The organism is Shewanella sp. YLB-07 (assembly GCF_009377275.1).
This window is the reverse complement of record NZ_VOQB01000015.1, coordinates 91298-104561: the sequence shown is the minus strand read 5'-3', so window position 1 is coordinate 104561 and position 13264 is coordinate 91298. Positions and strand designations below refer to the sequence as shown.

Annotated in this window: 12 protein-coding genes; all 12 read right to left on the bottom strand. The window is 43.3% G+C overall.

The features are described from left to right. Positions 1–134: 134 nt before the first annotated feature. On the bottom strand, positions 135–1184 hold the full coding sequence (locus tag FS373_RS25795; protein WP_152830899.1) for a rod shape-determining protein: 1050 nt from the start codon (positions 1182–1184) through the stop codon (positions 135–137). A gap of 275 nt (positions 1185–1459) precedes the next feature. After that, positions 1460–5875 (bottom strand): DUF6701 domain-containing protein, encoded by a 4416-nt coding sequence (locus FS373_RS25790; protein WP_322619569.1) that lies wholly within the window; start codon positions 5873–5875, stop codon positions 1460–1462. Next, the gene (locus tag FS373_RS25785) at positions 5868–6344 is read right to left on the bottom strand and encodes an MSHA biogenesis protein MshP (protein WP_407695625.1); all 477 of its coding nucleotides are present in this window, start codon (positions 6342–6344) and stop codon (positions 5868–5870) included. The genes FS373_RS25790 and FS373_RS25785 overlap by 8 nt, the downstream gene beginning before the upstream one ends. Beyond that, on the bottom strand, positions 6334–7167 hold the full coding sequence (locus FS373_RS25780; RefSeq protein ID WP_144044611.1) for a PilW family protein: 834 nt from the start codon (positions 7165–7167) through the stop codon (positions 6334–6336). The genes FS373_RS25785 and FS373_RS25780 overlap by 11 nt, the downstream gene beginning before the upstream one ends. Next, complete coding sequence (locus tag FS373_RS25775) at positions 7167–7745, bottom strand: prepilin-type N-terminal cleavage/methylation domain-containing protein (RefSeq protein ID WP_407695624.1); 579 nt, start codon at positions 7743–7745, stop codon at positions 7167–7169. Before FS373_RS25775 ends, FS373_RS25780 begins: the two co-directional genes overlap by 1 nt. Continuing rightward, on the bottom strand, positions 7735–8190 hold the full coding sequence (locus tag FS373_RS25770; protein WP_144044609.1) for a pilus assembly FimT family protein: 456 nt from the start codon (positions 8188–8190) through the stop codon (positions 7735–7737). The genes FS373_RS25775 and FS373_RS25770 overlap by 11 nt, the downstream gene beginning before the upstream one ends. A 211-nt stretch (positions 8191–8401) precedes the next feature. Beyond that, positions 8402–8923, bottom strand: coding sequence for a type II secretion system protein (locus tag FS373_RS25765; RefSeq protein WP_152830898.1), 522 nt, complete (start codon positions 8921–8923; stop codon positions 8402–8404). A 228-nt stretch (positions 8924–9151) separates the two neighbouring features. Then, positions 9152–9676: a prepilin-type N-terminal cleavage/methylation domain-containing protein gene (locus FS373_RS32630; protein WP_144044607.1), complete on the bottom strand. Its 525-nt coding sequence runs from the start codon at positions 9674–9676 to the stop codon at positions 9152–9154. Positions 9677–9712: 36 nt separating this feature from the next. After that, the gene (locus tag FS373_RS25755; protein WP_144044606.1) at positions 9713–10258 is read right to left on the bottom strand and encodes a type II secretion system protein; all 546 of its coding nucleotides are present in this window, start codon (positions 10256–10258) and stop codon (positions 9713–9715) included. Between the two features lie 98 nt (positions 10259–10356). Continuing rightward, the gene (locus FS373_RS25750; RefSeq protein ID WP_144044605.1) at positions 10357–10968 is read right to left on the bottom strand and encodes a prepilin-type N-terminal cleavage/methylation domain-containing protein; all 612 of its coding nucleotides are present in this window, start codon (positions 10966–10968) and stop codon (positions 10357–10359) included. A 142-nt stretch (positions 10969–11110) separates the two neighbouring features. Further along, the gene (locus tag FS373_RS25745) at positions 11111–11629 is read right to left on the bottom strand and encodes a hypothetical protein (RefSeq protein ID WP_144044604.1); all 519 of its coding nucleotides are present in this window, start codon (positions 11627–11629) and stop codon (positions 11111–11113) included. Positions 11630–11979: 350 nt separating this feature from the next. Then, a complete protein-coding gene (locus tag FS373_RS25740) occupies positions 11980–13200 on the bottom strand; it encodes a type II secretion system F family protein (RefSeq protein ID WP_144044603.1) in 1221 nt (406 codons plus the stop codon). Positions 13201–13264 lie beyond the last annotated feature (64 nt).

The following is a 13264-nucleotide window of genomic DNA, read 5'->3' as shown; positions in this document are numbered from 1 at the left end:
AAAACTATAAATGGTTACGAAATACTAATTAGTATTCATGGGATCATAAAAATAATATCAGGCTTTTATACCCTGTGGCGATAATGAGGAACAGAATAAAAAAGGCGGTTTAACACCGCCTCATTCGACCCTAATTAGGTTTCTTCGGAGAAGAGATCACCGCCATGCATATCGATCATCTCTAGCGCCTTGCCACCACCTCGAGCAACACAGGTTAATGGGTCATCGGCAACCATGACCGGAATACCCGTTTCCTGCATGAGTAAACGGTCCAGATCGCGGATTAATGCGCCCCCCCCCGTTAATACCATGCCACGCTCAGAGATATCTGAGGCTAATTCCGGTGGAGATTGCTCTAGTGCAACCATCACAGCACTAACAATGCCAGACAAAGGCTCTTGCAATGCTTCTAAAATTTCGTTGCTGTTCAGGGTAAAGCTACGAGGTACGCCTTCGGCTAAATTACGGCCGCGAACTTCGATCTCTAATACTTCATCACCTGGATACGCGGTACCTATGGTGTGCTTGATGCGTTCGGCTGTTGCCTCACCGATCAGACTACCGTAGTTACGACGCACATAGTTGATGATTGCATCATCAAACTTGTCACCACCGATGCGAACAGAAGATGAATACACCACACCATTGAGTGAGATGATTGCAACTTCGGTAGTACCACCACCGATATCGACAACCATAGAACCCGTCGCTTCAGAAACAGGAAGGCCCGCACCTATCGCAGCCGCCATAGGCTCTTCGATCAAGTAAACTTCACGAGCGCCTGCGCCCATAGCAGATTCACGAATCGCACGGCGTTCGACCTGTGTCGCACCAACAGGTACACAAACCAAGACTCTAGGGCTTGGGCGGAACACACTGTTGTTGTGCACTTGCTTGATAAAATGTTGCAACATCTTCTCAGTCACATAGAAGTCGGCAATCACGCCGTCTTTCATCGGACGTATAGCCTGGATATTACCCGGAGTACGCCCCAACATCTGCTTAGCTTCTGTACCTACAGCCGCCACGGACTTCTGTCCGCTATTCCCTCGTTCACTACGAATAGCCACAACTGAAGGTTCGTTAAGTACTATCCCTTCATCGCGAACGTAAATTAAGGTGTTAGCCGTACCCAAATCGATCGAAAGATCGTTAGAAAAAATGCCACGCAGCTTCTTGAACATGTAACCAGCCTGTCTCAGTCGAGTCCGAAAAATAAAAAATCAGCTAACTTTAACAACGACACCCCTATGACACAAGGGCGATGAGGTTAACATTTGCTAATGAAGCGTTTTATTTTTAAATATCATGGAAAAAGAGGAAAAAATTGGCCTTTGTCCTAAGAGAATGAACATCCTCCTCTAATGTAATAAAGAAGGATTTCGAGTGAACCTATGAGTTGACTAAGAGATGGGGATAAGATCTCGAAGCCGCTCTTTAACGCAATCTTAATCTAACGTTAGTTAACTTCCCGCCAGTAGATCACCTTGTCATGACCTCGATAAGTACCGAAGAAAGCACTGGCTCTTGGATCGTATAAACCATTAACATTACTGGCATCGTAATTCCAATACCATTTAAGCCAAGGTGCAACATGTTGCTTAAGTGGTACTACACCAGTAGCATTTGGAACAGTGAAATATATTTGATTAATACCACTTTGTATTATGCCGCTTTGTAAAGTTAGTTCATCATTACTATGCGCCGTAATCGATGGGAAGCCTGTAGGAAACTGCATATTCATACCTGTAGTTACCGTTTCCCCATTATCCGATGAAGAAGCAGTATTATAAATAGAACACTGATCCTCATCATTGACTACCCAAGTCGGAACACTCTCGGCTACTGAGCCCACATATTCAGTTCGTATTGGCAAGCGCAGGCTTTCAGACTCAGGTCCATAGCCATTTTCAAGAATCATACGGCCATAGCGTTGTTGCATGCTTTTATCTTTACCAATATCGGTAAAGGTAAAGCCAATACATTGCGAATTAGCATCAGATTGGAAACAAATTCCATCATCATCAGTCACATCTAAGGCAAGTAAATTCAAATTAAATAAAGCATTGAATGGTGCAACAGCCGAAGCAGTTCTTAAATAATTAACCTGAGCACCAGCAAGGTAGGCAGCAGGTTCACTCGAAAACATCACTGTGCCAGAAAGAGCTGGTTCATCTCTGTCATCAACCGTTGCAATGCTGCTATTATCGCTATAACTACGACCCGACCATCGGTTCTGTTCAGAAGAGTCTTTGTCTTTATAGCGCCACCATGGATCTATTTGGTAATTACTGGTCACACTTGAAGAGGTAGACTTCCCAATGGCTTGTATCTTAGGTTCTGTTCCAGATAAGAAGCTAAAAGGCTGATCTATATATGTAAAGCTACCACATGCGTGCGAAATTTCTGGGGTATTTCCAATTATTTCCAAATATGCAGGCGTAAAACGACCAAAGACTTCGCTACTCGACTTATCTTGGGTAATGGTAACCCCTTCATAATTTAAATCTTGACTGAGTGAGGCAGTCACTGTTCCCACCTCACTCCAACTTTGAACTATAGTTTCCGAAGTCTCCCCAGTAATAAGATCAAAGTTAATTGAAGTATCTCCAAAACTACCATCACTACCTGTAGATGGCTGATCTACTTTTGCTGTAATTCCTATATTGTCCAACTGAAAGTTTTGTAGTGCAGTATTATTACTAAAGTCTGTGTCGCCATCAGACTCCCAACAAACAGCCTTCATTCCCATATTAAAATCTTCACCAGCTTTAGCGAACACCTCACAGTTGGCACCGTATGGGTCGCCGCCAATACAAGTCTTATTACTACTTATATTAAAGAAATGAAAACCAGCAGGAGCAGCGGTAAAATCATCTGAATATTCAAGTAGCAGCTCTTCGGTACCATTAGGAGTGTTCACACTATGAATATGAGATGCTTTTAACGTGACCACCCCAGCTTCTGGGTAATTTGCCTTTAACTCGGCTTTACCATTCGTATCAAAGCTCACATTTAAACTCTTTGTATCACCACCATCAATGCTTACAATAGCTGTTGGCACATGCAAACTACTAAGTATCAATGAAGCCTCATTACTAACAGAGCTAGGTTTTTTGTACTCAAAGTTAAAATCTATTGCTTTAGTTTGATTACTGAAAAGGGGGACACATTCTTGTGTCTGAGAGTCCTTTTTCACTGCAAACAATTCAAAGCTAGCAGTATCTTTGCAAGAGCTAGTATTAGGCACATCAAAGTAAAAACCAGTATCTTCATAAACTAATTTACATTGATCAATATCTAACACCTCTGTGCCATCTATAAAACAACGATAAGAACCGGACGGAGCTGTAGCACCAAGACCTACGACTACAACTCCACCGTCAGTATGCCAGAGCGATGTGGGAGGTATTGTATGTCCAGTAAAGTTAATCGTACTGTAGACGCCACCATTTTTGGTCAAGTCAACAGTGGATAAAACTGAAGTTTCAGCAGTACAATCAGTATTAGCACAAGCACGAATAAGTATATCCTTTGCCGCGCAGCTAATTGCGCCAGATGAGAATTCTATACGGTAATGGTTTGTCGCTGGTGGCTCTGCAACAGCTTCAAAGGCAAAGTAACCAATATCTTCAGCAAGGTGATTGCGCTCTGCATCCAACAGTTGATCTTCATCAACCACAAAGCTAACAGAGTTAGCAAAATTTTCCTGGCGGCAGCGTCTGATCCAACCACCATCGCCTCCACGACGAGAATTCTTATTTGCGATTAGGTAAGGTTGACTTGGGTAGGTATTTTCATAGTTCGTCGAATAAGCACATTGCTGCGTCAGTGTGCGAGTACTGCCCCCCGCACTGTGATTGAGTGCATAGTCAAACTCGTACAAGATGACCTCGCCATTGACCTGCAAGGAGCCTGAACCTAACCCGGCAACATAACCTAAGGTTTCATCTTGAGTTATCGAACCATTCACCTCTGATGCTTCGATGGCAATATCAAATTCGTCACCTTGTGAACTCACATTATTTATCACAGTGGTAATAAATCGATTATTTTCTCGTGTTAACGTTTGTCCGACCATAGCAGGCTTAGCGCCAAACTTATGCCAGAAACTAACATCTTCATATCCTCTTCCTGAAGAAGGCAGTCGCTTACCTTGATACTTTTCCGTCTCTATCTTTCCCGCTTGCAGCGCCTTGCCCCGAGCTAAGAAACGATAACCAGACTCCATCACAAAATAATCCACCTCAGGCATATCATCGGCCGATACTCGGTTACCCGGAGGGTCATTTTGAGAGATATTCGCAGTAGTAGCACTACTCGAAACTAGCCTTACGCTAGAAGGGCCATCGTTGGTGGGAGTTTCTCCATCAATGGTAGGCATCAGCATTACCACAGGTGCTGTTGCATAGCTATTTTCAAAATTAATGACAGCGCTTCCGCTGCCCAAGCTGACCCGACCAAATTCAAATTGAGGAAATGGGCAGGTTAGATATGCCGACTCGGGTACTTTTACTGGACTTGATGCCGAAGGTGGCTGCCAATACAGGTGATACGCCTCAGCACCAGTAGCTTCATGAAAACGCATCTCGATTTTATGTGTTCCCTGAGCTAATGCAATATCTCCGGTTCGACACGGCCAACCACATTGGCCATGTAGACCATAAAACCCGACCACAACTTGATCGTCAATCAAGAGCTCTATCGAATCATCACCATCAATGCCAAAGGTATAATTACCCGTTTCAGGCACATCTAAGTAACCTTCAAAGATGCCTGCATAGTTATCACCCTGATTAGAATGGGGACTGATGTTGACACCATATCCTTCAATTCGTGACTCTATAGATTCACCTAGCTGGTTGATCGTGGTTTTAACCGTAGCAACAAGGTCATTAAAGTCATCGTGATCGACCGGACTGGTATATTGCCCAGGCTTCCAGTTTGTCGCGTCATAAGTACGATAAGTTATCCCAGCAACTCCAGCTTGTTCTGCTGGGCATTGCAATGGCACAACCGGTAATACAGGCTCTGCATTACAATCTGGAATAACATTAATTTCACCAGTTCGATTGATAAAATTAATAACTGCGCCACCTTTTAATTCAATCTCTTCACTCGTAACTGCACCGTTAAGCGTTGAACTTCCCTCCAATAAAACATCGTCCTCACCTACAAGGTATGCATTAAGGTTAAGGCCTCCCATGAGTTTGATATCATCATAGGAATAAATTAAAAAACGAGTAGGATCTGCAGGGGAGTCATCATTTACTATGTCGTAGCCCCCATCAATAAAAAAGCTTACCGTACCTGTAGAGGGGAAGACAATTGTAACACCTTGATTAATTTCTAAATTTCCAATCCAATACTGACCCGAAGATAACTCTAGGCGACCACTCTTAGCCTGCAATGTTTTTAGCTTGTATATACCATCGACAGTAGTAAAACGTATGGTTCTATTAGAGCCGCCTTCCAACTTTACATCGCCATACTCCCCTTCTGGAACATCGATGGTAGGGTTGCCATTACTAGGCGGGCCTATATTGTTATTACTATTGGATTTACACTGAGAGAAGTTCACTCTTTCTGCTGGAAGTTGGGCCAACTGATTCGACTTTTTACACTTTTTAGCATTACCGCCATTGGGGTAACAAGCCTTACCACTGTCATCAACTTTAGGCGCTGGGAGTTGGCCATTTTGTGGCGCATTATTAAGCCTCGCAGAATTTTCAAACTTGATCTCCCCATCCTTATCGAAAGAGTTGGCACCTTCAATAAAAGTCAGACTCCAGTCAGTGGCTTCAGCAGTGGCAATTGCTCCTGAAAAAATAAACAGTAACACGACTGCAAATGGATGCTTAATTGTATTAATCACGGGCTTCTACCTCCACCTGGCGGTTTACTCTCAAACAGTTGCCATTATCATTGTCACAATCTCCTGTTTCACAGGTTGCGCTACTGGTTATCCGATAGTGATTTACCGTATCTACTAGCATAGCGTTACAGGTCAAAGCGACTCTACAGGCATGAAAACCCGGCACATCCGGTACCGCCCAGTCACTGGTAGCAGCACAAATTGCAGTAGATGCATCTAAAGGGAACAGTTGTGCAAGGGCACTATCTGCGCCTGAGTTAGCCGCCGCTAACGCGCGGGTTCCCCATACTTCCAGATTTACCTGTTCATCGGCATCCTCAAGAACATTAATCAAAGCTGACGCCATTAAAAACATCACAGTAATCACAAAAATACCAATCACCAAGGCACTGCCCTGCTGCTTAGCTGGACTAGTAGTTGCAAACCCTTGAAATGATATTTGAGTACGTCGATTCATATTAGGGGACATTGACCACCTGCACTTGATGTTGATATTGGAACGCTTGACCATTGACCTCAAACTGCGGTGTTAACTGCACCACCGCGCTGTTAGCTAAGGTACCTGGGGTATAGGAAATAGGCCAAGCACCATTTATCACTACATTCTCCGCCATTAATGCACTACTAGCGTCGCCTCCCATTTGAACAGGAGTTGGCTGAGTCGCATTAAACATATTATAACCTTGGTAACGTCTGATATCGCCATTGACAAAAAAGCAGTAACTCACCGCATTATCCACCAAAAAGTAACGACTTCGTGGCGAGGCCTCACTAAAACGCACTAAACGGTCGAAAGTGACGGTTCCCGTATTTGGAGCAATATCTGGAACAAAACTAGTGATATCAAGCAAGCGGCTTTGCGCCCCTGTAGGTGTAGCAGAGTAGATATGCCCAGGCTGTAAAGGATAAACCAGCATTCGATGAGTAGCATTAATACCTTGAGATGGTGTCATTACTATCCCGGTCTCACTAGCAGCGCCAGGAGAAATGGGGATATCCAGATATGAAGCACTGGCCTGAATCGGCACGAATTCGATACATTGAAACGTTGCTGGATTAATAGTTACACGTAGACTATTCGGTACTGCATTGCGAAGTTCACGAGTCATACGTTCCATAACAAAGCGACTCTGACTAAGCACCTGATCGACTGAGGTCGACTCTACGAAGATGCGTGTACCTAGGATGACAAAACTACTGATTCCAAGCACCATAACACCAAGGATAATGATCACCATCACCATCTCAACTAGTGTAAACCCAGATGACTTAGATCTCCTTAAAGAACGCATCAGTAATTACTCCGAACCGCATTGTAAATTATCACCTCATTATTCGGCGTAGTCACGGCTATGGTGATTATCTTGGTATCCATATCGGAAGCATTAGGATAAGCAACTGTTACGTTAAGCTGATAATTAGGATATTCACTGCCATAGGTATTAACCGAGTTAAGCATTAAACTCGCTTGGGTTAAGCCATGATAATCGTCAACATCATTAAAGTTGTTTCGGTTCTCTCCGGGATCAGGCCCCAAATTGGCAGCAAGCGTGCACGCAAGCCCTGCGGGTAAACCTAGCACAGGCCTTACAGCCGCACCACAAGCGGGTACGCCGCCATTGGCATTGGTGTTTTGATCATAACGTTTGCTCCAAATCTCATTAAGAATAGAGTGAGCCAGCTCGGCGGAGCGCACCCTGTGCAAGGTCTCTGCAGCACGATCGGCTTGAGGGAATAACATACTGGTTAGCAAGACTAAGGCGATGCTCAATACTACAATGCCAACAACCAGCTCGATTAAAGTAAACCCTTTAGACTTATAAGATGGTGCTGAAAGTTTTGATAATTTCATAAAAGAGTTAACGCCCATGAATATACCCCTGACTCTCGATATTGATGGTCAAGGTCTCGTCGGCAATAACATTGATACATGTGCCACTACACCCCATATTAGAGATGCCAGAGATATTAAAGCTAACATTGAAGGTGTTATTGTCATCTGAGGCGCGCATCAAGCTAGCACCTCCCGAAAATGCTTGTTTAGCTTCCGTGCGGCTGGTTCCGGTACAGGTATTATTATCAAAACGGCGCAACTGATAACCGTCGGCATCGACATCGACTCGATAACAGCGGTCTTGATTATTCATCGCCAACAGCTGAGCTTTGCGTAACTCACTGATAAACTCGTCACGCAGGGTAAAGGCACTGTAACTAGAGCTAGTCATTAGACGTGGCAAGACCACCACAGAGAGAATGGCAATGAGCATGATAGTGGTGACTAGCTCTACTAGAGTAAAGCCCGCATTTTTTCTCATCTTTATACCGAAAGTTTGAATTGGGTACCACAAAACACTTACCGCTAAGTATGACAAAAAACTGTGATATTTTATATGTATATAATATCTATCGACTTAAAAATTGGTGTTTTGCTAAAGAGTGTTTATTTTGGAAGCTATAAACAAGAAAACCTCCAGTTTTAGCCAGAGGTTCAATTTTATGCACTAAATCTATTGTTAAGGTTATCGTCTAACAATCAGTACCAACAAGATTATAAGTAGGTAAAGTAATCACATCATTAGTTTCTGATGCTTCTGTATAGTCTAAACGGCAGTCACCATTTGGGGTTTTGCCTTTAGGTACGAACGTAATGGTAGACCCAGTTGAACGAACCCCCCAGTCTTCTGTAGCTGCTGTACCGGCAGCAGTTATCTCTTCAAATTGCATATCCAATGCTATTTCAAGGTTCAAAATCGTAGTAACCTCAGCACCAAAGCTTTTGATATAGCCATAATCAAGCTCTATCGTCACGCCAGTTGCAAGCTCAACATCTTGATTATTTTCTGTTTCAACCCCCGCAATTGCAGCTTTCGAGAAAACGAGGGAGTTCGCTCCTTGGAGTGCAGCCTGCATACCGCTAAGGGTCGATTCTCTGGCATCAGACTGAAGATTAATAAACTTAGGAGCTGCCGTAACCGCTAAAATACCTAAGATAATGATCACCACTACCAATTCAATTAAGGTAAAACCTTGCTGCTTAATCTTATTCATACCGCATATTCCTCTAGTCTACGCATCCATGCAATATCTATTAATTCTAGTCAAATAATACCATCGTTAACAATAAAGCAACACATTGAAACGATATGGATAGTTATTGGAAGTAAATTAGAGGGTTATCAGGCGGAGAGAAAAGCTAAGCAGATTAAGGTTATTCAGCCAAAACCAATAGGCACAAAAAAGGCCTGCTTAGCAGGCCTTTAAGATTATACATTCTATTTAACAATCATCATCTGTCACTACATAGGTAGGAGCAGCTGTAGTTGATGTTGTTGGTGTATAAGTCACATAACATCTATTAGTCGTCGTTGTTGTGTTACCAAAACGAGCAGAACCAGCTTGATAAAGTTGCGCAGATTTCGCGCCATCATCACCTTCAGCAATATACCAATCAACAGTATCATCTTCATCGTTACTGATACTCAGATCCATAGCATTTGTTAATTGAGTAGCTGTTGATTGTAAGTAACCATAGTTTGTTGCAGCAGGAGTTCCCGTTCCAATATCAACCGAGCCTGTTGTTGAAGCATCTGCTGAACCTTTTTTCTCTTCAGCTGATATAGCTGCTTTTGAAAAAATAAGAGAATTAGCTCCTTGGAGAGCCCCCTTCATCCCATCTAGCGTAGACTTACGTGCATCGCTTTGAAGGTTTATAAACTTAGGTGCAGCCGTAACGGCAAGGATCCCCAAGATAATAATAACTACGACTAGCTCTATAAGAGTAAAACCATTTTGTCTTTTCATTCGATCATCCACTTAGCTTATAATAAGTAAAATACATTAACAGCTTGAAGCTTCTGGCATAGCTGAGAATTGAGGAATAGCCCCTTCAGCTGTAGACTCTGTATAGTTGAATCTACAGGTCGCTGGAGCCCCTGTCTGCCAAATAGTTGCAACGCCTGAATCAACAAAAATAATCCAATCAGCATTATTATCTGTCGCAATTGTAGGATCCGTTGCAGAAGTCCCGATGTTAAAATCTACATCTATTGCATTTTCAAGTTCCGCTTGTAAGCCTTGCAGATAACCAAAGTTAGTTTTTGCCTTGGTACCTGTACCGATATCAACTCCTCCCTTTTCATCTGCTGAATCCGTAGCATCACCAGTCCAATATGCCTTAGCTCTCTTCTCACCACCAGAAATAGCAGCTTTAGAAAAAACTAAACTGTTTGCCCCCTGAATGGCTCCCTTCATACCTTGTAGTGAAGATTCACGTGCATCACCTTGTAAGTTAATAAACTTAGGTGCAGCTGTTACAGCAAGAATACCTAAGATGATAATAACGACCACTAATTCGATTAGCGTAAAACCATTTTGTTTTTTCATCTATCTACTACCTTTTCCTACTCTTTTAATCGCCACTTTCAGCAGCGAACATTAATTCTTAAATTAGCTCTTTAGCCATCAAGAGCTACATACTAATTTTAGTTAGTAAAACTAACTACCGTGCCCGTACCTGGGTTATAGGTGATCCCTTTACCCACATTCAAATCGGGAGTGGGTGTTGCAACCCCAGTTGATTGATCTAACGCTAAAGAAGCGACCTGATGATAAACACATAAATCGATACTATTTACAGTATCACCATTAAGATCTATTGCATTTCCACCGACTCCGTCTAAGAAGCGTACTGTGTAACGCTGATTACGGGCATCATCTGTGTATTGTACATTTCGCGGTGCACTCTGAAGAATGCTGTTAAACACTTGCTGACAACGATTATCATTCATAGCCGTTACGTCTGTGCCATTGGCACCAGTTCCTGTAGGGAAACCAAAACGTGTATCAAGAGACACACTCGTGCCATCTAAGATCACCGTATTGTTATTACGACCATCGACTTCCCACTGCGCACGCACAAAACCGACAGCGGTAGCAAGACCACCAGCAACACCATCTAAACTGGCATCTTCAGCGTCATCAGTGACATTGAGAAAACGTGGGATAGCGGTTGCGGCGAGCAAACCGAGGATCACTATTACAATCACAAGCTCTATTAAAGAGAAACCTTGCTGACGGCTTCGAGAGTTAGTCATAGTTAGCCCTTTATTACATTGCTCTTTCATTTGAATTCTCATTTGATAACTGACCTGCTTATCCATATAAGCCCCCATAGCATATTTTACAATTCTAACAGTTCGGTGAATTTTAGAAACCTATGAAACGACTCTATTTTCTCTATTCTTTGTCATTCGTCAAAAAAATTACGCGCCCGGTTGTCAGCTGATAACCAAGACGATCCAAGTTGTTAGCAACGTAGCTACAAACATCTCCCCCCTGACTAAGCGAAGATACAACTTGTTGTGACGCGGTATCCAAACCTAGTAAGCGATACCAAAGTTGTTCACAACCTGCAGAATCCAACTTATTAGGTAATGGCCAGCCTCCTGAGCTCATTTTAACAAGATTCATCTCTTCCAATTCAGTCACCTGATTATTAACGCTTATTACGCTACCAGTATCCCAATCCAGCCTCATCTCTTTGGGTCGACCTTGAGCTAACCATTGTGCCTTGATCATACCCAACACATTTAAAAAACGAGTATGATCGATCCGCAAGCCCTGAGCAGCTATATTATTCACCGAACCAAAATACCTAAAACCTAATACGCCTAGTAAGGCGAGCAACAAGACAATTGCTATCATCTTGCCATATAGTTCCAATAACTCTCCATCGGCTTTCTGCTGGCTTAGCATTAGGTTTTTCCTGCCTTATCCAGACAATTATCTAATTTCATCTACTTCCCGCCTTTTACCACGCTGAACATAACCCGCCAAAGAGCTAGGTAAATACCTGCTTTAAACTGGCAACAAAATCTACCTTCCACCTTTGACCACACTGAGCATATTCCACCATATGGCTAGATATATACCTGCTTTAAACTAGCAACAGAAGTTACCCTCCACCTTTGACCACACTGAGCATGTCCCATCATAAAAAGCTAGGTATATACCGGTTTAAACTAGCAACAGAAGTTACCTTCCGCCTTTGACCACGTTGACCATATCCCACCATATGGTTAGATATATACCTGCTAGCCCAAAGTTTACCTTCCACCTTTGACCACATTGAGCATATCCCACATGGGAAGATATATACCTAGTGCCAATATCAATACGATGCCCGCGACGAAGCCAATTAAGATAGGTTCAAGTTTAGCGGTGAGATTTTTAAGGTCGTAATCCACTTCACCCTCATAAAAGTCTGCGGCGTCGTTAAGCAACTGATCTATCTGACCTGTTTCTTCGCCGACTGCAACCATCTGTAGCACAAGAGGAGTGAACAATTCGCTATGATTCGATACCCGTAGCATAGAATCACCGGATTCTATGCCCCGGCGCATGGCAACAATTCGATCGTGCATGTAGGCGTTATCTACGGCATCGGCAACCAGGCTTAACGCCTGCGTCATGGGGACTCCGGCACTGAGCATCATGGAAAAACTACGACAATACCGGGATAAGGTAGAACGCTCAATAATGCTACCTACGGCGGGAATATGTAGCTTCCACCTATCCCATTGTTTCTCACCTTTCTCAGAATTGTGCCAGTAGCGAATACCGATAAATGCCCCTATGGCACCAACCAGCATGGCCGGCCAATAGTTTACAAATAGGCTAGATGTACCGATTAATAGCTTAGTTGCCCAAGGTAACTCTGCACCGAAACGAGAAAACATATCGGCAAATTTGGGGATCACCATGATGTTCAAGATCACCATAGCTATGGTGATGGCAATCAAGACAAATATTGGATAACGCATCGCGGCCTTAATCCGGCGCCGGGTCTCCTGCTCACGTTCGATATAACCCGCTAACTGCATAAAAGCATCTTCGAGTTTACCTGTGTTCTCCCCTACATGAACCATGGAGACAAACAGCGCATCGAACACATCCTGATGATGATTCATTGCCGATGACAAGGGCCGCCCGGCAGTTAACTGCTCAGAAATATCATCGAGGGCATCACGCATACGTTGAGAATGGGTCGTTTCTGACAGGCCAGCGATGGCGCGCAAAATAGGAATGCCGGAACGGGTTAAAGAATACATCTGTCTGCTAAAAATCTGTAGCTCGGAGAGACTCACCTTAGCTTTAAACAGTTCCGTCAGAGAGAAGTCTTGCTTCTCCTTAGTCTCAGTGAGCTCTAATGGAATAACCGAGCGAGACATTAGCTGATCTGCAGCAGCACTCTCAGAGGTGGCATCAACCACTCCTGTAACTTGTTGTCCCTGGGCGTCACGCCCTCGGTATTTATAGACTGCCATTAATTAATTGCCACCATCATTATTCAAGTCATTTCTTACACTACGGATAAGACTGCCACTAATA